This window comes from Pseudomonas sp. W15Feb34, assembly GCF_023127765.1.
GTDB lineage: Bacteria > Pseudomonadota > Gammaproteobacteria > Pseudomonadales > Pseudomonadaceae > Aquipseudomonas > Aquipseudomonas synxantha_A.
In genome coordinates this window covers 241,715-257,961 of record NZ_SPKN01000046.1, presented here as the reverse complement: position 1 = coordinate 257,961, position 16,247 = coordinate 241,715, and the positions used below count along the sequence as shown (strand labels likewise).

General features: G+C 57.5%; 23 protein-coding genes and 1 tRNA gene. 13 read left to right on the top strand and 11 right to left on the bottom strand.

The features are described from left to right. Positions 1-281: 281 nt before the first annotated feature. Positions 282-542, bottom strand: coding sequence for a hypothetical protein (locus tag E4O97_RS24650; protein ID WP_065929212.1), 261 nt, complete (start codon positions 540-542; stop codon positions 282-284). A 78-nt stretch (positions 543-620) separates the two neighbouring features. Here E4O97_RS24650 and E4O97_RS24645 point away from each other — a divergent pair, with 78 nt between their 5' ends. Beyond that, positions 621-1,346, top strand: a complete 726-nt coding sequence (locus E4O97_RS24645; protein ID WP_248162494.1) for a S24 family peptidase — start codon at positions 621-623, stop codon at positions 1,344-1,346. Here the strand turns inward: E4O97_RS24645 and E4O97_RS24640 are convergent. After that, positions 1,333-2,811 (bottom strand): HEPN domain-containing protein, encoded by a 1,479-nt coding sequence (locus E4O97_RS24640; protein ID WP_248162493.1) that lies wholly within the window; start codon positions 2,809-2,811, stop codon positions 1,333-1,335. The two genes, E4O97_RS24645 and E4O97_RS24640, sit on opposite strands and share 14 nt — an antisense overlap. 336 nt (positions 2,812-3,147) lie before the next feature. Between E4O97_RS24640 and E4O97_RS24635 the strand changes: the two genes are divergently transcribed. The 10 genes from E4O97_RS24635 to E4O97_RS24590 all read left to right on the top strand — a co-directional run bounded on the left by E4O97_RS24635 (position 3,148) and on the right by E4O97_RS24590 (position 7,648). Then, positions 3,148-3,729, top strand: a complete 582-nt coding sequence (locus E4O97_RS24635) for a hypothetical protein (RefSeq protein WP_248162491.1) — start codon at positions 3,148-3,150, stop codon at positions 3,727-3,729. A 9-nt stretch (positions 3,730-3,738) separates the two neighbouring features. Beyond that, positions 3,739-4,023: a phage antirepressor KilAC domain-containing protein gene (locus tag E4O97_RS24630; RefSeq protein ID WP_248162490.1), complete on the top strand. Its 285-nt coding sequence runs from the start codon at positions 3,739-3,741 to the stop codon at positions 4,021-4,023. Further along, complete coding sequence (locus E4O97_RS24625) at positions 4,010-4,174, top strand: hypothetical protein (RefSeq protein ID WP_248162489.1); 165 nt, start codon at positions 4,010-4,012, stop codon at positions 4,172-4,174. The genes E4O97_RS24630 and E4O97_RS24625 overlap by 14 nt, the downstream gene beginning before the upstream one ends. Then, positions 4,131-4,538 (top strand): AlpA family phage regulatory protein, encoded by a 408-nt coding sequence (locus E4O97_RS27575; protein ID WP_348984555.1) that lies wholly within the window; start codon positions 4,131-4,133, stop codon positions 4,536-4,538. Before E4O97_RS24625 ends, E4O97_RS27575 begins: the two co-directional genes overlap by 44 nt. Positions 4,539-4,571: 33 nt before the next feature. Continuing rightward, complete coding sequence (locus tag E4O97_RS24615; RefSeq protein WP_248162488.1) at positions 4,572-4,895, top strand: pyocin activator PrtN family protein; 324 nt, start codon at positions 4,572-4,574, stop codon at positions 4,893-4,895. A gap of 49 nt (positions 4,896-4,944) precedes the next feature. Then, positions 4,945-5,346, top strand: a complete 402-nt coding sequence (locus E4O97_RS24610; RefSeq protein ID WP_248162487.1) for a hypothetical protein — start codon at positions 4,945-4,947, stop codon at positions 5,344-5,346. Continuing rightward, positions 5,343-5,564, top strand: a complete 222-nt coding sequence (locus tag E4O97_RS24605) for a hypothetical protein (protein ID WP_248162486.1) — start codon at positions 5,343-5,345, stop codon at positions 5,562-5,564. Before E4O97_RS24610 ends, E4O97_RS24605 begins: the two co-directional genes overlap by 4 nt. Beyond that, positions 5,561-6,103 (top strand): phosphohydrolase, encoded by a 543-nt coding sequence (locus tag E4O97_RS24600; protein WP_248162485.1) that lies wholly within the window; start codon positions 5,561-5,563, stop codon positions 6,101-6,103. Before E4O97_RS24605 ends, E4O97_RS24600 begins: the two co-directional genes overlap by 4 nt. A 218-nt stretch (positions 6,104-6,321) precedes the next feature. Beyond that, the gene (locus tag E4O97_RS24595; protein ID WP_248162550.1) at positions 6,322-6,597 is read left to right on the top strand and encodes a DUF4224 domain-containing protein; all 276 of its coding nucleotides are present in this window, start codon (positions 6,322-6,324) and stop codon (positions 6,595-6,597) included. A 1-nt stretch (position 6,598) separates the two neighbouring features. Beyond that, positions 6,599-7,648, top strand: a complete 1,050-nt coding sequence (locus E4O97_RS24590; protein WP_248162483.1) for a tyrosine-type recombinase/integrase — start codon at positions 6,599-6,601, stop codon at positions 7,646-7,648. A 116-nt stretch (positions 7,649-7,764) separates the two neighbouring features. On the opposite strand, the gene E4O97_RS24585 is transcribed toward E4O97_RS24590, so the two are convergent. Continuing rightward, positions 7,765-7,855: transfer RNA gene (locus tag E4O97_RS24585), tRNA-Ser, on the bottom strand. Positions 7,856-8,007: 152 nt separating this feature from the next. Here E4O97_RS24585 and E4O97_RS24580 point away from each other — a divergent pair. Then, the gene (locus tag E4O97_RS24580) at positions 8,008-8,679 is read left to right on the top strand and encodes a Bax inhibitor-1/YccA family protein (RefSeq protein WP_003192030.1); all 672 of its coding nucleotides are present in this window, start codon (positions 8,008-8,010) and stop codon (positions 8,677-8,679) included. A gap of 69 nt (positions 8,680-8,748) precedes the next feature. Here E4O97_RS24580 and murB read toward each other — a convergent pair whose 3' ends face one another. The 8 genes from murB to E4O97_RS24540 form a co-directional block, all read right to left on the bottom strand. Beyond that, a complete protein-coding gene (gene murB / locus E4O97_RS24575) occupies positions 8,749-9,768 on the bottom strand; it encodes a UDP-N-acetylmuramate dehydrogenase (protein ID WP_248162480.1) in 1,020 nt (339 codons plus the stop codon). After that, complete coding sequence (locus E4O97_RS24570) at positions 9,765-10,220, bottom strand: low molecular weight protein-tyrosine-phosphatase (RefSeq protein ID WP_248162478.1); 456 nt, start codon at positions 10,218-10,220, stop codon at positions 9,765-9,767. Before E4O97_RS24570 ends, murB begins: the two co-directional genes overlap by 4 nt. Continuing rightward, complete coding sequence (kdsB, locus tag E4O97_RS24565; RefSeq protein WP_032880648.1) at positions 10,220-10,984, bottom strand: 3-deoxy-manno-octulosonate cytidylyltransferase; 765 nt, start codon at positions 10,982-10,984, stop codon at positions 10,220-10,222. The genes E4O97_RS24570 and kdsB overlap by 1 nt, the downstream gene beginning before the upstream one ends. Beyond that, the gene (locus E4O97_RS24560) at positions 10,981-11,166 is read right to left on the bottom strand and encodes a Trm112 family protein (protein WP_003174668.1); all 186 of its coding nucleotides are present in this window, start codon (positions 11,164-11,166) and stop codon (positions 10,981-10,983) included. The genes kdsB and E4O97_RS24560 overlap by 4 nt, the downstream gene beginning before the upstream one ends. A gap of 22 nt (positions 11,167-11,188) precedes the next feature. Further along, positions 11,189-12,199 carry a tetraacyldisaccharide 4'-kinase gene (gene lpxK, locus E4O97_RS24555; RefSeq protein WP_228308572.1) on the bottom strand — a complete coding sequence of 337 codons (1,011 nt, stop codon included), beginning with the start codon at positions 12,197-12,199 and terminating at the stop codon, positions 11,189-11,191. After that, positions 12,199-12,627 carry a biopolymer transporter ExbD gene (locus tag E4O97_RS24550; protein WP_216091695.1) on the bottom strand — a complete coding sequence of 143 codons (429 nt, stop codon included), beginning with the start codon at positions 12,625-12,627 and terminating at the stop codon, positions 12,199-12,201. The genes lpxK and E4O97_RS24550 overlap by 1 nt, the downstream gene beginning before the upstream one ends. Then, a complete protein-coding gene (locus tag E4O97_RS24545) occupies positions 12,624-13,259 on the bottom strand; it encodes a MotA/TolQ/ExbB proton channel family protein (protein ID WP_005789055.1) in 636 nt (211 codons plus the stop codon). The genes E4O97_RS24550 and E4O97_RS24545 overlap by 4 nt, the downstream gene beginning before the upstream one ends. A gap of 109 nt (positions 13,260-13,368) precedes the next feature. Continuing rightward, positions 13,369-15,594, bottom strand: coding sequence for a DNA internalization-related competence protein ComEC/Rec2 (locus E4O97_RS24540; protein WP_216091696.1), 2,226 nt, complete (start codon positions 15,592-15,594; stop codon positions 13,369-13,371). Positions 15,595-15,729: 135 nt separating this feature from the next. Here E4O97_RS24540 and E4O97_RS24535 point away from each other — a divergent pair, with 135 nt between their 5' ends. Next, a complete protein-coding gene (locus tag E4O97_RS24535) occupies positions 15,730-16,245 on the top strand; it encodes a DUF2062 domain-containing protein (protein WP_005789057.1) in 516 nt (171 codons plus the stop codon). The last annotated feature ends 2 nt before the right edge of the window (positions 16,246-16,247 follow it).

The window sequence follows — 16,247 nt, the reverse complement described above, 5'->3', positions numbered from 1 at the left end:
ATACATTTGCCGCGTGGCTTGAAAGGGCCCAAACGCCGGCTAGATCTAGGGATCGAAACCGGCACCGTGCCGAGGCGAACAATCCGTTGCTCACCTCTGGCGCAACAGCTGCCTAATCTGTGGTGGAAAAGGCAGCAACCCAAGACAACCGTGTCTTGGCAGCGCGATAAAGGGAGGTGGTTTGCATGTGGTGTGCCCTCCTACCTTCGTCGCGACCCGACAGCACTGTGGTGGTGTGTGCCGGGAGGAACTGGGCGGCCCTTGGGTCGCCTTTTTTCTATCTACGCTGCAGCTTTCTGCGGGGCCGATGCGTTGAGCAACCAGGCAGCGTCAAACGCGTTGCCCTTTTGCTCTGCAGCAGTCGCTAAAAGTTTTGCGTAGTGGGTTTCACCGGTGTAATCGGTGCGTGGAAGGCTGGCAGCCAAGCGCCATTTATTGAGTGCTTGGTAACTCCTGTCACATACCTTGGCGGCGGCTCCGATGCCGCCTACTGCTTCAAATGCGAACGCGATGGCGTTCGGAAAATCTGCGGGGTCCAACATGGCAACCTCCATTTATCAACTCACGGTTGATATTAACATCAACTGACTATTGCGCAACCCCTGTGAGAGTATCAACTTATGGTTGATAAGAATGAGCTACGGGCAGCTTTCACGGCGCGCCTTCACGAAGCACTCGACGATGCCGGTGTACGCACCCGGGGACGTGGGGTGGATATTCATAAGCATTTGGTGAAGGTTGGGGCTGAAAAAAGCACTCAAGCTATAAGTAAGTGGCTGAATGGTGAATCCATTCCCGAGGCAGACAGCATGGTTGTGCTGTGTTCATGGCTGAAGGTGCGAAGGGAATGGTTGGAGTATGGCGTGCTGCCAAAAGAGCAGACTGGGGACAGTAATGTTCACCAGCTCAGCGTAGCGGGCGAGAGCAATGTCCGTGAAGTCACTCGGCGCTTTGGAAAAGTCCCTTTGATTTCTTGGGTCCAGGCCGGTGCATGGTGTGAGTCAAATTTTGAGCAGCATGATGGAGAGTCATGGCTATCCTGCCCCGTACCTATTAGCGAAAGCGGCTATGCGCTGAAGGTACTTGGTGACTCGATGACAAACCCGGGACCTGGCCGCAGCTATCCGACGGGCTGCATAATTTTCGTAGACCCAGAGGCTGAAACTAAAACAGGTGACAGAGTAATCGCCAGAGTGCCCCGTACAAATGAGGCCACCTTTAAGATTCTAGTGGAAGATGCCGGCCGGCAATTTTTAAGACCAATCAATCCGCAATATCCAATCATTGACATTACGGAAGAAACTCATATTTGCGGCAAGGTGGTCGGATCATTTATTCCGGAATAACTTTTTCGGCTCTCTCCATTCTATCGGATTGTAGCTTGGCGGCCATAATAGAAAGCCACTCGATACCTTCAGCTTCATACTTAAGCATTCCAGCCTCAAAATCAGCAGCATTCGCAGGTCGAAAAACCTCATGAATAAGTGCATATATCTGCACTGAACTTATGATACAGCGTCTAGCCAAATCTTCAGCCTTGCTCAAGGGCAAAATTACCTCACCTAAACTTGGCGATATAGCCCCATGAACTAGAGTAGATCGAACCTTGTACACATCACTTGCCGACTCGAACACTTTCCCTTCACCTTCGTATTCTAGATCCTTTAACACTCGTTGAATTCGGCTGGAAAACTTCTTCCTCATTCCCTGACATTGAACACCAAAATACAGGCGCTCGATAGCAGTTACATATTTAACTATTGCCGCCGCGTCAGAGCTTTCCGTCACAGCATCACCAAACCAGTTAATCGAATCGACCAGTCGAGCACTTAACTCCGTATGAGGAAAAAAACCATTAGAGACTTCAATCACATCACCAAGAAATCTTTTTACATATAGTCCATCATCTTTATTTAGATAGTCATACCAGTTAGTCGGTCCGTGGGGGGAAGCAACGCTGGAGCTGAGTGCGCATTCATACTCCTCGCCTTTTACAGACCAGATTCTTGCAGAATTAGAAGCCCCCCTCTCGGCCGTGCTTAGACGAAAACGATTAGTGTGCGTTGCACCAAACATAACTTTAACAACATTAAGGGCCGTCTGACATGCAAATACAGCTTGTTTATACGAGATCTCGAAATCGCATTGATTAATTTCAACACTAGCGATCCAAGGAAATTTCTGATAATAGTCTAATGCACGCCCCTCAAGAGAACTCACCAACTCACGTCTATCCTCATCAAACCAATCATACTTTTTAAAACTTTTTTGGCACCCGTCTAAAAAAACGCTCATTCGAATAAAGCTAACAGGCCCAACACTGAAGCTATCAGGACTATCACCTGTAAAAAAAATGCACGGAATATTGTGCACAATTTTTTTACATTTGGATTTCAATGCAGCAACAACAGCCTCCAAGTAAAGCTCTGCACCTGCTTTATCCAGCGCCACGCTATTAATCATGAACTGCTGTCTGAATTCATCTTTAACTACTTTCTTAGCAACATCAAATCCGACCTTCCCCTTCAGATCTGGAGAGAATTTCGCAATGACTTCACACAGCTCATTGAAATAGCTATCCCCTTCAAGCCCATATAACAAACCACCTCCTCGCGTAGATTCAATAGTACAAAAGCTAGCAAACTGATTCCCTTTCAAGTATCCCATTTTCTGATCAGTTGACATTTTATGGAATCGAACAAACTGCTTTTCTAGCTTTTTCAATAATCGCGCAGTTTGGCTTATAGCTTTGCCACGAGGCGTCGTAGCGTTAGGGTGACCAGATGGAGGTGACCGCTGACCCTTTTCCATGCATTTCTTTCCAAAAACCCGACGTCTCATACCTTTATCAAAAGGAATGACTGATTGATAGCGGATTGATCCACCCAAAAAAATATCAACCTTCAGTTGTTGACATAAAACAACCAATGGTTGATATTTTCCTCACTCTTCCACCACAGAGCGAGGCAACACCATGCACACCACAGCTACCCTGCACGTCCACCCGGCCGCTGCTAACCCTTCCCGCATCTTTGAAATCCGCCGCCTAGCGCAAGACCTCGGCTGCACATTCATCGCGTCCAAACCTAAGCCGAAAGAACGCAACGCGCCCTGCCCGTTCGATCCAAACGGCGGAGGGCACGCGGCATGAGCAAGTACAAACTCGACAACCGAACCCTGGCCCTGCTCAAGGCACAGGTAAACCTAACCGAAACCTTCAACCACCTGCTGCGCGCCGAAGTTCAGCGTGAGGCCCTAGCCTTCCGCCTGAAAGTCGAGCGCCGCAAAGCCGACACTCACTTCACTGTTGAACTGGGAAGCGAACGCCACACGCTGACACTGACCAACAGCAAGAAGATGCATCTTAAGCTTGCGGACTTCATCGAGGAGATCGTCAACGGACCAGCGAGTCCAAGCGATCCGTCGTCTGTGCCGCACGCTGATCGCCGCTACGGCGTCTTCGAAATTGAACACAAGCAGCGTGTATTCGACCTGGTGCAAACCGGCGGCGCGCTGAGCCTCGACATGGGTTTTGAGCAACCTATTAACCTGGCAATCCATCGCAACAAAACCCGCACCGGCATCACCACCATCATGAGCATCGGCGTCAAGAAGCCATTCAGTAAGTGCTTCACGGTGTGCGGCAGTGACGTGGAGATCTACTCCATGGTGGCCGAATCCATCACTCACCTGGCAGCCGTGGCGACTCCCGCCGCGCATGCAGCCTAGGAGGTCGCGATGGAACGTAGCCTGGAAAAGGCCGCCAAGTACTTCGGCCTCACCCGCCCCAAACTGATCGCGCTGATGCGTGACAAGGGCTTGCTCACTGACCGCAACCTCCCGGCGTTTCCTGTACGTGACCGGGAGTACCTGCGGATCAAGAACGGCAACTGGTACCACGAGACGGCTGGAATGCAATACAGCCAGTCGACGAAGGTCCGGCAAGCCGGCATGCCCTGGTTGGCAAGTCAGCTGGGCCTCGAACTGCCAGCCATACCGGCAGACAACCATGACGTGGCCTAGGGAGTACGCCCGCCAGATCGTCGCCATGCACACACGCGAGGAGCGCAATGCCGCGCTCCTCGAAGTGCCGGAGCATCTGCGGGAGCTGACCAAACGCCATTGCCTGAATGCCTGGCACCATCCAAAACGGAAAAAACTCAATGAACCATGACCTTTTAGATTACCTGCTGAAAACCCTACTTGAATTGCCTCACTCAGAGCGCGCCCCAAAAAAAGTTAGGAGCGCCCTACAACTTGCGGTTGAAGTGGCAGGCATAAATAAAATCGATCAAACCTCCGACGCACAACCGATGACGGCGAGCGGAGCGAAAGATCCAAGTTGCATCCTCGTTCGCATGAGTGACGTTACAAAGATTGTCGGCTTGGCTCGTCCAACAATCTACAAGCTACTCAGGAACCCCGAAAGCAAGTTTCCGCGTCCAGTCAAGCTAACCGAAGCTACCGGCAAGAGCGCCCCAGTAGCATGGGTTCTTTCGGAGGTTCAGGACTGGACGCGAACACGCGTCCGGCGGTGAAACGAAATATAGATTGATCGGGAGTTTATGGAGATGACCACCAACCAGCCTCCGCTAAGGCTGCTACACGCACCGGATAGCGCAACCGTAGAAATGCTGCACCAACTCTTCGGCGACGTGCTTATCCCATTGGAAAAGTTGCGCGTGCACTACTTCAAGAACCTCAATGAAAAGACCTTCACCGAGGCGATCAACAGCGGCCGGATTCAACTGCCGGTGACCACGCTGGATCACAGTGTGAAAGCGTTGCGGTACGCGCACATCAAGCACGTCGCGGCACTGATCGACATCCGCGCCTACAGAGCAGACGAGGACATGCCGCGACAGCAAAACGATTTAACCGAGCAGGACCAGTAACCCCAACGGCTGCCACCACCAGCCAACGTAACTACCAGGAGCACACCACATGACTGCAATTCAAATCTGCGCATTGATCGGCATCGTAATCGCCGCCGGCATCCTCTATTGGGTCGGCTACCGAGGCGGCCTCACCGACGGCAAAAATGATGGCTACGACGAAGGCTATGCCGAGGGGTACGTCTCGGGCAGGGAGGAGGCTTCAGCTGCATACGCGACCTCTCTCAAAAAGATGTCAGATCAATGCAAGCGCACCGAACTCCTATTGAGCCGGGAACCGCAAGACCGTTACACCCTTCTCGCCATTGCCGAAAAGCTGAAACTCGCCGCAGACACCTTCCGCGCCGTCAGATCCGAAACCCAAACAACTCAGGCGCTAGCCCTACGTGACAAGGCACTGAATATGGCTGCGCTGATGGATCGCTTCGAGTTGAAAGGGGATGCAGCATGAGCCGAGCCATCCCAATGCTGCGCCTGACACCCCAAGCCGCCGGCACATTGCAGCAGCAACACGCCAAGGCCACCAAGGAACTGCGCGCTCTGACCCGCTACAGCAAAGAGCTCGACCGCCAGTTGAAAGCCCTGATCGGCTATGAAGCTCTGCGCCAATTGCACAAAGCAACTGACAACGCCTTGCTGATGGCCGACCTGGTGAGGGAAGCCGCATGAACTGGATCCTCACCTCCACCAGCAAGCGCTTCGACTTGTTCGAGCCTGACGCCGGCATGATCGACCCACGCGATATCTCGCACGCACTGGCCCACCTGTGCCGATTCAACGGCCACACCCGCGAGTTCTACAGCGTGGCCCAACACAGTTGCATCGTTGCCGAGCTGGTGCCGGAAGAGCACAAACTCGCGGCCCTACTTCACGACGCCGCCGAGGCGTACGTGGGTGACATGACGCGGCCACTCAAGCAGTGGATTAGCGCCTACCAGCACTTTGAGGATTGTATCTGGTGGCGAGTGTGCGAACGGTTCGACATCGCCCCAGAACTCCCCGCGTGCATATACAAGGCCGACTTGATTGCACTTGCTACCGAACGCCGCGACCTCATGCCAACCGATCCGGCTATCTGGGATTGCTTGGTCGGCATCGAACCCATGGTTGAAACCATCCGCCCATGGCCTGCCGCCGAAGCCCGGCTCACCTACCACCAGCGGCTGATGGACCAACTCGCAATCGAACATCGGAGGAAAGCGGCATGAAGAACCAACAGGACAACACCGGCGCCCTGCCCGCTTTGCTCCACATTGCAGGTAGCGTCGACACGCTAGAAACAAACAGCCTCTGCTGCGTAGCAGCAGGCATTATTGCTCCTTCCAGCGACACCGCCGAGGCACTTATACCCCACGAAAAGCTGCGCGGGGCAGCGCGCGCTGATGCAACGCTAAACGCTCAGAAACGCCCGCTCGCGCAGCCTGTCGTGGGGTATACGACCCGTTCACAGCCCAAAGCCCTAGAGGCTGAAATCCTCTCGGACGATGAACTGGCCGACCTAACCGGCTATAAGCAGCGAGCCCACCAACGAAAGTGGCTAATCGACCGCAACTGGGTATTCATCAAGAGCCGTGGGGGTCGCCCTTTAGTCGGGCGCATGTACGCTCGCATGAAGCTAGGCATGAGCAATCCAGTACTAATTGAGCAAAGCCCCCCACCTACGCGGCCAGTTTGGACGCCTGACTTCTCCAGGGTGAACTGAGATGCGGCCTCGAAACACAGAAAATAGGGACTTGCCTCCGGGAATGGTCCGCCGTAAACGTCCTCGTAAGAACGGTAAAGTATGGGTCGGTTACTACTACAAAGACTCGACGGGAAAAGAAATCCCGCTTGGCGGCGACCTGAATAAAGCCCGATTGAAGTGGGCAGAGCTTGAGGCCAAGGAAAAGCCAGCAGATCTGACCATAATGCAGGGTATATTTGATCGATACGTCCGCGACGTCATTCCGAAAAAAGGCGAGCGTACCCAGAAAGACAACCTGGCCGAACTAAAACAGCTACGTCCCACATTCGATGGGGCTCCCATAGACTCCATCACGCCGGCAAATATCGCCGGGTATCGCGACGCACGCACCGCCAAGGTCAGGGCTAACAGGGAAATTGCTCTTCTGTCTCACGTGTTCAATATGGCTCGCGAGTGGGGCCTCACCGAGCGGGAGAATCCTTGCCAAGGCGTCAGGAAGAACAAGGAGGTTCCACGCGACTACTACGCCAATGCGGTGGTTTGGGACGCAGTTTACGGTATGGCGGGCCCCGAACTTAAGGAAGCCATGGACCTGGCCTACCTGACAGGCCAGAGGCCGGCCGACGTAATCATCATGCGTAGTGACGACACAGAGGGCGATTACTTCCTAGTCACTCAAGGTAAAACTGGGCAGAAACTCAGAATTTTGATGCAAACAGAATCTGGAGAAAACAGTCTCGGGAAATTGGTTAGAGAGATAACCGAAAGGAATGCCAATCACCCGTCCAAGTACCTACTCATCAACAAGCACGGTAAAAGGATGACGAAAGGTATGTTGCGCCTACGCTGGGACAAGGCAAGGGAAAAGGCGCAGCAGAATGCGCTGGATCAGGGCGACCCTATGCTCGCAGCAAAGATTGGAGGGTTTCAGTTTCGTGACATCAGACCCAAGGCGGCTTCGGAAATCATCGATATTGGCGACGCAAGCCTACTGCTGGGACATAGCAAGCAGGAGATCACCAAACGGGTATACAGGAGGATTGGCGCCACTGCCAAACCATCAAAATAGGCAAAGTTTCGGAACGCCTACCCGAAAGTTTCGGAACGCCTCTCAAAAACCGTCGCGCTCCACCCAAACCCCAGAAACACAAAAGCCCCGCATTCGCGGGGCTTTCGTTTGAATCTTGGCGGGAAACCAGGGATTCGAACCCTGGAGACGCTATTAACGTCCGCCGGTTTTCAAGACCGGTGCATTCAACCACTCTGCCAATTTCCCTTGTGCATCACAGGATTATAGTAGCTCATCCCGTGTCAGCGGGCGCCATAATACCCGAATGAAACACACTGTCAAACTCTCTGCATCGCTTGTTACAGAGCGTCTGTTATGATCTTTGCGACTGAACGTTTCAAAACTGAAGGAGTGTCGCCATGCGCGAACAGAATTACGCAGTGAATGGCAACGCGCAGGCTGAGCAGCTTGAAGTCAGCCGCGTGTTGCGCAATACGTACGGCTTGCTCGCCTTGACGCTCGCATTCAGCGGCGTGATGGCGTATGTGGCCCAACAGATGCGCGTTGGTTATCCGAATATCTTTGTCGTGCTGATCGGCTTCTATGGTCTGTTCTTCCTGACCAACAAGCTGCGCGATTCGGCCTGGGGCCTGGTGTCGGCGTTTGCCTTGACCGGTTTCATGGGCTTTATCCTCGGCCCGATCCTCAACCGTTACCTCGGCATGGCCGGCGGTGCGGAAGTGGTCAGTTCGGCGTTTGCCATGACGGCGCTGGTATTTGGTGGCCTGTCGGCCTACGTGCTTATCAGCCGTAAGGACATGAGCTTCCTGGGTGGCTTCATCACCGCAGGCTTCTTCGTGTTGCTGGCGGCGGTGGTGGCCAGCATGTTCTTCCAGATCAGCGGCCTGCAACTGGCGATCAGCGCAGGTTTTGTGCTGTTTTCCTCGGTGTGCATCCTGTTCCAGACCAGCGCCATCATCCACGGTGGTGAGCGTAACTACATCATGGCCACCATCAGCCTGTATGTATCGATCTACAACCTGTTTATCAGCCTGTTGCAGATCTTCGGCATCATGAGCCGCGACGACTGATCAACCAGCGCAATAAAAAATGCCCCGTATCGCAAGATACGGGGCATTTTCATTTCCAGGCCTGAAAGATCAGTACTGGTTGGGTTCCATCTCCAGCTCAACCTTGAAACGCTTGAAGATATCCTGCTGGATACGTAACGCCAGGTTGGCAATCTCGCGCCCTGTGGCTGCCCCGTAGTTGACCAGCACCAGCGCCTGCAGCTTATGCACGCCCGCATCGCCGTCTCGAAAGCCCTTCCACCCTGCCTTGTCGATCAGCCAGCCGGCGGCGAGTTTCATTTGCCCGTCGGCCTGAGGGTATGCGACCAAGTCCGGGTATTGGCTTTGCAGTTCGGCAGCGAGGGCCTGGGACACCAGTGGGTTCTTGAAGAAGCTGCCGGCATTGCCCAACTCTGCCGGGTCCGGCAGTTTCTCGCGGCGAATGCTGCAAATCGCCCGGCTCACATCGCTTGGTGTAGCGTGGGTGATGCCCTGCGCGGTCAGGCGCTGTTGCACCGGGCCGTAGTCGAGTTTCAGGTGATTGGTGCGGCTGAGGGCAAAGCGTACCCGCAGGATCAACCACCGCCCGACCTCATGCTTGAACAGGCTGTCACGGTAAGCAAAGTTGCATTCGTCCAGGCTGAAATCCCGCAGTTCGCCCGTCTGGCGATCCAGGGCGGTGAGGCCGGCGAAGACATCCTTGATCTCCACGCCATAGGCCCCGATGTTCTGCATGGGTGCGGCGCCGACGGTGCCGGGGATCAGGCTGAGGTTTTCCAGGCCGCAGAAGCCGTGTTCAAGGGTCCACAAAACGAACGGGTGCCAGGCTTCGCCCGCTTCGGCTTCGACCAGCACGCGCACGCCATCGTCGTGCAGCACGCGAATGCCTTCTGTTGCCATGCGCAACACCAACGCCGGGACATCCTGGGTCAACAGCAAATTGCTGCCGCCACCGATCACCAGCAACGGTACCGCGTGTGCAGCGGCATAGGCGATGGCTTCGCGAACCTCGGCATCGCTGTGGGCCTCGGCAAATAATTGAGCGCGCACATCAATGCCAAAGCTGTTGAATGGCTTGAGCGATACCTGCGCAAGCACTTGCAAGGTCATAACCGCCCCTTCAATTCGATCACCAATAAATCACAGGCGCGCTCGATCAGGTCCAGGACCCGCTCGAAACCTTGTTCACCTTCGTAGTAAGGGTCTGGCACTTCATCCACTTCGCCGTCAAAGCGGCGCAGGAACAAATCCAGTTCCGCCTTGCCCTGCCCCGGCTGCATGGCCTTGAGGTTGCTGTGATCCATGGCCAGGATCAGGTCATAGCGCGCAAAGTCGGCGCGGCTAACCTGCTGGGCACGCTGGGATGACAGGTCGTAACCACGCCCCAGTGCCGCACGCTGGCTGCGCTGATCCGGCGGGTTGCCGATATGCCATTCACCGGTGCCGGCAGACGCTACCTCGATCTGGCCGGCCAAGCCCGCCTCGCGCAATTTATGGCGCAGGACGCCTTCAGCGGTTGGCGAGCGGCAGATATTGCCCAGGCATACAAACAGAACTTCCATCAGGCGCCCAGCAGGCGACGGACGCGTTCGAGATCTTCCTGAGTGTCGACACCCGCCGGCGGCGCTTCCAACGCATCGCCCACATGGATGCGCACGCCGTGCCACAGGGCACGCAGTTGTTCCAGGGATTCGGTGTTTTCCAGCCAGCACGGGCCCCAGCTGACAAAATCATGCAGGAAACCCGCGCGGTAGGCGTAGATGCCGATATGGCGGCGATACGGCACGCCTTCCGGCAACACGTCGCGACTCCTGGCAAAGGCATCCCGCGCCCACGGCAAGGTAGAGCGACTGAAGGTCAGTGCCAGGCCGTTGATGTCGCTGACCACTTTCACCACGTTCGGGTTGAACAGCGTCTCGATGTCTTCGATCGGTTCGGCCAGGGTCGCCATACGCGCCTCGCCATGGGCCGCGAGGTTGGCGGCGACCTGGTCGATGACACCCGGCGGTATCAATGGCTCGTCACCTTGCACGTTGACCACGATGGCGTCGGGCGCCAGGCCAAGCTTGGTCGCCACCTCGGCCAGACGATCAGTGCCGGAGTTATGGTCTTCGCGGGTCAGGACGGCTTCGGCACCGAACCCTTTGCACGCCTCGATGATACGCGGGTCATCGGTGGCCACCACTACCCGCTCGGCGCTGCTCTTGCACGCTTGTTCCCACACCAGCTGGATCATCGGCTTGGTGCCGATCATTTGCAGCGGTTTGCCCGGCAGGCGCGTCGAGGCATAGCGCGAGGGAATGACGACGGTAAAGGCGGTGGTCATTTATCCAGGCGCTCATCGGTGGTCAGGGTACGGGCTTCGCTTTCAAGCATCACCGGGATGCCATCACGTATCGGGTAAGCCAGGCCGGCACCTTTGCTGATCAGCTCGGTTTTGTCGGCGCTGAGCTTGAGCGGGCCTTTGCAGATCGGGCAAGCGAGGATGTCGAGCAGTTTGGTGTCCATGAGTGATTCCTGGAAAGAAGCGTTAAGGCAATAGACGGTTGGGCAGCAGACGCATCAGCTGCGTGTCGAACCAGGCGACAAACGCCGGCGACGGCACCGCATCCACCGCAAGGTACCACCAGTCGGGCTGGGCAAAGGCGCGGCACTTCACCGCGTCCTTTTCGGTCATGACCAGCGGCAATGACGGGGTAAAATTCAAGACCTCGGCGCTGTAGGGCGCGTGGTCGGCAAAAGCATGGGGCAGCGGCTGCCAGTGTAGCGTTTCAAGGGTATTGAAGAAACGTTGCGGATTGCCGATACCGGCGACCGCATGCACCTGTTGGCCCGGCGCAAAGTGCGTGACGGGCTGGCGCTCGCCGCTGTGCAGGTTGACCAGCGCGGTGGGCTGCAGCCGGAAGGCAAAACCATCCTTACGGTCCGAACCGGCACCGTTATAGAGCAACGCATCCACACTTTGCAGGCGCTCCACCGGCTCGCGCAACGGCCCGGCCGGCAGGCAGCGACGATTGCCGAGGCCACGGGCAGCGTCGATCAGCACCAGCTCGAGATCGCGGGCCAGGCGGTAATGCTGCAGGCCGTCGTCGGAGAGGATCAGGTCCAGGGGTTCACTGGCCAAGAGGGCCTTTACCGCGCGGCTGCGATCGGGGTCGATCATCAGCGCTACGCCGCTGCGCTGCACGATCAGCAAGGGCTCGTCGCCGGCCACCTCGGCACTGTGGCTGGCCTCGACCCGCCACGGCAACTGCGGCGGCTTGGCACCGTAGCCACGGCTGACCACGCCCACGCGCAAACCGCTACGACGGCAATGCTCGATCAACCACAGGATCAGCGGCGTCTTGCCGGTGCCTCCCACGGTGATATTGCCGACCACCACCACCGGCACCGGCGATTGATAAATCTCGCCCTCACCTGCCACGAAGCGCGCACGCTTGCGTTGCACCACCCGGCGATACAGTGACTCCAGCGGCCGCAACAGCACCAATGCCGGATGGCCCTCGTACCAGGCCTTGAGCAAACGATCGGAAATGGCCATCAGGGCGGGCTCGCCGCCTCGACGGTGGTCATGCGCAAATGGCTGAAGCCGAGCTTGCCGGCCGCGTCCATGGCGGTGATCACCGCTTGGTGCTGGGTCTTGCCATCAGCACTGATCGACAGCGGTAGCCGGGTGTCGCCACCGGACTCTTTCTGCAAGGCCTCCATCAGGCTGGCGAGATCGTTTTTCTGCAGCAATTGGTTATTCACTGAAAATACGCCGTCTGCGCTGATGGCAATATCCAGTTGCTTGACCTGCTGGTCTTCGGCAGGTGAACCGCTCACCGCCTCCGGCAAGTCGACACGCAGCTGGGTTTCCCGGGTGAAGGTGGTGGTCACGACAAAGAACAGCAGCAGGATGAACACCACGTCGATCAATGACGCGAGGTTGATATCGACATTTTCCCGTTGCTTGCGGCGAAATTTCACGCTTTGCCCTCGACCAGATCTACGTCACGATCGCCCTGCACCACTTCCACCAGCTTGATGGCCTCCTGTTCCATGCCAACCACCAGTTCGTCGATGCGACGCTGCAGGAAGCGGTGGAAGAACACCGAAGGAATCCCCACCATCAGGCCGGCGGCGGTGGTGATCAATGCCTTGGAAATCCCCCCGGCCAATACTGCCGCGTTGGTGGTCATGCCCGAGCCCATGAACGAGCTGAAGATATCGATCATGCCCAGTACCGTGCCGAGCAAACCGAGCAGCGGTGCCATGGCGGCAATGGTGCCGAGGGCATTGATGTAGCGCTCCAGTTCATGGATAACCCGGGCAGCCGCTTCTTCGATGCACTCTTTCATGATCTCGCGACCATGCTTGGAGTTGGCCAGGCCGGCAGCGAGGATTTCACCCAGCGGCGAATTGGCGCGCAGCTCCTTGAGTTTTTGCTTGTCGAGCTGTTTGTTCTTGATCCAGCCCCAGACCTGCCCCAGCAGGTGTTCAGGGGTTACGCGACTGGCGCGCAGGGTCCACAGGCGTTCGGCGACGATGCCGAGTGCGGCGATGGAGCTCAGAATGATCGGCAACATCATCCAGCCGCCGGATTTGACCAATTCCCACACAGTGAATGTCCCCTCGAAAAAGTGCGCCACTTTACCATATAGGTTCGGCAGCGGGGTTCGTCGGCAACAGGCCCGCCTGTCGCGCCCCTGAGTCTTTGGTAACGCTGGGTTACGGTAACGGTTCGCGCCAGAAACGACGTTGACTGCGCGCAACCGTTGGTGGCGTGAATGCCCCCAGGCGCAGCCGTACAGCGCCTTGCTCGGCACTGTCATATACCCGGCTACCCAGCGCCTGATAGCGCTCCAGCACCTGCGGATGCGGATGGCCGAACGCGTTGCCGCGCCCCCGGGAAATCAGCACCGCGGTTGGCGCCAGCCGCTGCAGGAAAGGCCAGGACGAAGAACTGCGGCTGCCATGGTGCGGGGCTTGCAGCCAGTCGGTCGGAACCGCCAGCGGCGAGGCCAGAAATGCTTGCTCGGCGGCGCGATCGATATCACCGGTGAGCAGCAAGCGTTCACCGTTGGCCTGGACCTGCAATACACAGGATTTCGGATTGCCCTCGATAGCACCAGGCCATTGCCACAGTTCGAATGCCACGCCGTCCCACTCCCAATGTTCACCGCTCCTGCAGGGTTGCGTAGCAAGAAACGCTGGCAGCCCTTCGGTTTCACCGCCTACCACACGCTTGATGGGCAGGCCACGGGCCACCGCCGCGGCACCGCCGGCATGATCGGCATCGGCATGACTGAGCAGCATCATGTCCAACTGCCCTACCCCGAGCTTCTGCAACGACGGCAAGACCACGCGCGCGCCCAGATCGGCAGGCCCCGAGCGCGGCCCGGCATCGTAGAGCAAGGTGTGATGGCGGGTACGCAGGATCAGTGCCTGGCCCTGGCCGACATCCAGTTGCAACACCTCCACCTGGCCATGGGGCACCCCATCCCTGGGTGGAAACACTGCCACCAACAGCATGGGCCAACCCAGCACTCGGAATGGCAGCCCCTTGGGCAACAACACAATCACTGCGCCCGCCAGGCTCACCAGCCAATACCTCAAAGGTACCTCAGCCGGTACCCAGGCCGGCAGTTGTGCAGCGAGCAGCGCCAGGCCCTTGAACAATCCGTCCAGTGCGCCACCGGCCAGCCACAACACGCCCTCGCCGACCAACGGCACCCACAGCAGCGCCGTGCCCAGCAGCGCCAAAGGCAGTACTACCAGGCTGATCCAGGGCACGGCGACCAGATTGGCCACGGGGGCACTGAGGCTGATGGGCAACCCCAACACCAGCAGGACCGGAAACAAGCCAATTGCGATCAACCACTGTGGACGGGTCCAGATTTGCCAGACGCTCCACGGCCCCAGGCGCCCGCTGAATGCCCACACCAACACCGCGACCGCCGCAAACGACAACCAGAACCCCGGCTGTAGACTGGCCAAGGGCTCGATGAGCAACACGCCATTCAATGCGAGCAACAACGGCCACCACACCCCCAAATGGCGAAAACGCAAACGCCACAGCAGCACCAGGCCCACCATCACACAAGCCCGCTGCACCGGCACGCCGAACCCTGCCAGCAGGCCATAGCCCAACGCCCCGGCAAACGCCAAGCCGCACGCCCATGGCAGCCATGGCCAGCCTCGCGGCCAGCAGCCATAGCGCGCCAACATAGAGATCAAGCCGTAGATCAACCCCGCCAACAAACCAATGTGCTGTCCGGAAATCACCAGCAGATGCACCGTGCCGGTGTTCTGCAACACCTGCCAATCCTCAGGTGCAAGCCCGGAACCGTCGCCCAGCACCAACGCCGCCAGGCCCGCCTCGCGGCCGTGCGCTTCCACGGCCATCAGGCGCTGGCGAACGGCATCGCGCCAGGCATTGCGCGCCGGCGCCAGGCGCTCACCATCCTTCACCGTCGCGCTGGCGCCGATACGCTGGGCCAGCAGCCAGGCTTCGTGGTCAAAGCCATGAAAATTGAGCAGGCCGGCGGGCCGCTTGAGCGTCAGTGCCAGACGCCAGTACTCGCCGCTGTTTACGGTCGGCCCGCCGTGCCAGGACACCCGAATACGTTTGGGCAGCCGTGCATTGCGCGCCCGACTGTCGGCCAACTCGAATCGCACGCCCGTGCCGGTCTGCTGCGGCAAGCCGATGACACGCCCTTGTACCCAGCGCGTCTGCCCGTCCAGCGCCGGTTGCAATCGATCATCCAGCGCCCACTGTGCGCTGATGCAGGCCCAACTCAGGCCGACCAGAAAAAACGCCACAGGATAGGTACGAAAAGGCAGCAGCATCAAGGCCAGTATCAGCATAGCCAGCAACCCGGCGCCAGACGGCAATGCGGGTAACCAGCGCAATACCAGCAACCCCAGCGCCAGCGCGAACATCCCTGTTTTCATGAATCATCCTTTTCCAGTGATCCATTCAGTCTTAGCCGGCTGACCGAGAGCGCCTATGATGTTTTGTCACAAAGTCTGAATTTTCTGTTTATAGAATCCGGGCATACTTGCCCTTCAAATTGACCTGGACCCCTTATGCCCCGGCGCTTATTCAAACGGTACATGCCCGATCCCAGCAGCATCAGGGAACACAAGTCATTACAGTTTCTTGGCACCCTGCTGCATGATCCGAACCTCTGGCACCTGAACCGGCATTCGGTGGCTCGCGCCATGGCGGTGGGTTTATTCGCGGCGTTTATACCGATTCCGTTGCAGATGCTGCTTGCGGCGATCCTGGCGATCACCGTGCGCGGCAATATGCCGATAGCGGTCAGCCTGGTGTGGCTGACCAATCCGGTCACCATGCCGGTGGTATTCGTCTGTACCTACCTGACCGGCGCCTGGCTGATGAATGTGCCGCCACGCAGCCTACCTGACGATTTGACATGGGAATGGATCAGCGGCCAGTTGAGCACGCTCTGGCAACCGTTTCTGCTGGGTTCGGTGGTATTGGGGCTGGTGCTGGGGGCGCTGGCTTATTGCTTGACCATGGCCTACTGGCGCTGGTGGGTCGCGCACCAGTGGAAGAAACGCAAGCTGCGTCGCCGTTGACG

Bases quoted from the DNA above. Each gene is read 5' to 3' on its own strand.
- E4O97_RS24580 (WP_003192030.1), top strand. From the start codon at position 8,008: ATGCGCGAACAGAATTACGCAGTGAATGGCAACGCGCAGGCTGAGCAG.
- E4O97_RS24625 (WP_248162489.1), top strand. From the start codon at position 4,010: ATGACGTGGCCTAGGGAGTACGCCCGCCAGATCGTCGCCATGCACACA.
- E4O97_RS24635 (WP_248162491.1), top strand. From the start codon at position 3,148: ATGAGCAAGTACAAACTCGACAACCGAACCCTGGCCCTGCTCAAGGCA.
- E4O97_RS24540 (WP_216091696.1), bottom strand. From the start codon at position 15,594: ATGAAAACAGGGATGTTCGCGCTGGCGCTGGGGTTGCTGGTATTGCGC.
- E4O97_RS27575 (WP_348984555.1), top strand. From the start codon at position 4,131: ATGCCTGGCACCATCCAAAACGGAAAAAACTCAATGAACCATGACCTT.
- E4O97_RS24630 (WP_248162490.1), top strand. From the start codon at position 3,739: ATGGAACGTAGCCTGGAAAAGGCCGCCAAGTACTTCGGCCTCACCCGC.
- E4O97_RS24615 (WP_248162488.1), top strand. From the start codon at position 4,572: ATGACCACCAACCAGCCTCCGCTAAGGCTGCTACACGCACCGGATAGC.
- murB (WP_248162480.1), bottom strand. From the start codon at position 9,768: ATGACCTTGCAAGTGCTTGCGCAGGTATCGCTCAAGCCATTCAACAGC.
- E4O97_RS24570 (WP_248162478.1), bottom strand. From the start codon at position 10,220: ATGGAAGTTCTGTTTGTATGCCTGGGCAATATCTGCCGCTCGCCAACC.
- lpxK (WP_228308572.1), bottom strand. From the start codon at position 12,199: ATGGCCATTTCCGATCGTTTGCTCAAGGCCTGGTACGAGGGCCATCCG.
- E4O97_RS24560 (WP_003174668.1), bottom strand. From the start codon at position 11,166: ATGGACACCAAACTGCTCGACATCCTCGCTTGCCCGATCTGCAAAGGC.
- E4O97_RS24645 (WP_248162494.1), top strand. From the start codon at position 621: ATGGTTGATAAGAATGAGCTACGGGCAGCTTTCACGGCGCGCCTTCAC.
- kdsB (WP_032880648.1), bottom strand. From the start codon at position 10,984: ATGACCACCGCCTTTACCGTCGTCATTCCCTCGCGCTATGCCTCGACG.
- E4O97_RS24535 (WP_005789057.1), top strand. From the start codon at position 15,730: ATGCCCCGGCGCTTATTCAAACGGTACATGCCCGATCCCAGCAGCATC.
- E4O97_RS24605 (WP_248162486.1), top strand. From the start codon at position 5,343: ATGAGCCGAGCCATCCCAATGCTGCGCCTGACACCCCAAGCCGCCGGC.
- E4O97_RS24640 (WP_248162493.1), bottom strand. From the start codon at position 2,811: ATGGAAAAGGGTCAGCGGTCACCTCCATCTGGTCACCCTAACGCTACG.
- E4O97_RS24650 (WP_065929212.1), bottom strand. From the start codon at position 542: ATGTTGGACCCCGCAGATTTTCCGAACGCCATCGCGTTCGCATTTGAA.
- E4O97_RS24590 (WP_248162483.1), top strand. From the start codon at position 6,599: ATGCGGCCTCGAAACACAGAAAATAGGGACTTGCCTCCGGGAATGGTC.
- E4O97_RS24610 (WP_248162487.1), top strand. From the start codon at position 4,945: ATGACTGCAATTCAAATCTGCGCATTGATCGGCATCGTAATCGCCGCC.
- E4O97_RS24600 (WP_248162485.1), top strand. From the start codon at position 5,561: ATGAACTGGATCCTCACCTCCACCAGCAAGCGCTTCGACTTGTTCGAG.